Origin of the sequence: Sinorhizobium terangae (assembly GCF_009601505.1) — a bacterium.
GTDB classification, from domain to species: Bacteria; Pseudomonadota; Alphaproteobacteria; order Rhizobiales; family Rhizobiaceae; genus Sinorhizobium; species Sinorhizobium terangae.
The window spans coordinates 1-1,218 of sequence record NZ_WITC01000010.1 but is presented as its reverse complement, the minus strand read 5'-3'; the positions used below and the strand labels follow the sequence as shown (position 1 = coordinate 1,218).

At 62.5% G+C, this 1,218-nt stretch carries 1 protein-coding gene; it reads right to left on the bottom strand.

Annotated features, from left to right (window positions below):
- Nucleotides 1-47: 47 nt before the first annotated feature.
- Nucleotides 48-1,218, bottom strand: a 1,171-nt coding sequence (locus GHK62_RS01275) for an IS256-like element ISRm5 family transposase (RefSeq protein WP_153436558.1), incomplete at its 5' end; no start/stop codon positions are given.

The following is a 1,218-nucleotide window of genomic DNA, read 5'->3' as shown; positions in this document are numbered from 1 at the left end:
GGTTGTGTGCGTCAAGTTCTGCAAAATTGGGCGGTCATGCGTGCTGGTCATGCGGCTTGACGGAGTGCGAGTTTCTTGTGCTCTCGCAGGTCGTCCATGTTGATGTAGCGATTGGCCTCCATCCAGTTTTCGTGGGTTTCGACGGCGAGCGCGCGGACGAGGCGTAGGCAGCTCTCGGTGTTGGGAAAGATGCGCACGACGTAGGTTCTGCGGCGGATTTCCTCGTTGAGGCGTTCCAGCATGTTGGTGCTCTTGAGGTGCTTGTGATGCTGGCGCGGCAGACGAAAGAAGGTCAGCGTCTGCTCGATGGTTTCCTCAACCCAGGAGGTCAGGCGCGGATAGCGGACCGACCATTTTCCCAGCCACGCGGCGAGATCGGCCTTCGCCTCATCAAGGTCGCGGCGATCATAGAGCCATCGAAGCTCCTGCAGGCAATCGTCGCCATGTTTGCGCGGCAGGTGATCGAGGGCGTTCCTGAGGAAATGCACGTAACAGCGCTGCCAGGCAGCTTCCGGGATCACCTCGCCAATTGCCGCGACGAGACCGGCATGGTCGTCGGAGACCACCAGTTCGACGCCCTTCAAACCGCGCCCTTTCAGCCTGACGAGGAAGTCCTTCCAGGCGGAACGGCTTTCACGGCCGGCCATCTCGACCGACAGGATCTGCCGCCGTCCGTCCCAGTCGATGCCGACAGCGATCAACACCGCCTGGCTCATCACCACACCGGCCTCGCGCACCTTCTCATAACGGGCATCGAGGATCAGGTAGGCAAACGGCTCTTCAAGCGAGCGCTCGGCAAAGGCCTTCAGGCTCTCGTCCAGCCGCTTGTTGATCGCCGAGATCGATGACGCCGAGAAGGCATGGCCGCACAGCTCCTCGGTGATCGCCTTGACCTTCCGCGTCGACACCCCTTGCACATACATCTCCGCCAAGGTTGCCACCAGCGCCCGCTCGGAGCGCTGATAGCGTTCGAACAATTCGGTGGAGAAGTGCCCCGAGCGATCCTGCGGCACCCGCAGCTCGAGCTTGCCCACCCGCGTGATCAGCGTGCGGCCATAGTGGCCCGAACGGTAGCCGAGCCGCTCCGGCGTGCGCTCGCCTTTCGCAGCTCCCAGCGCCTCGTCCATCTCCGCTTCCAGCACCTCCTGCATCACCGTGCGGATCACCTCGCGCAGCCCATCGGGGTTCGAAAGCAAAATGTCTTTGACGGCGGCGCTG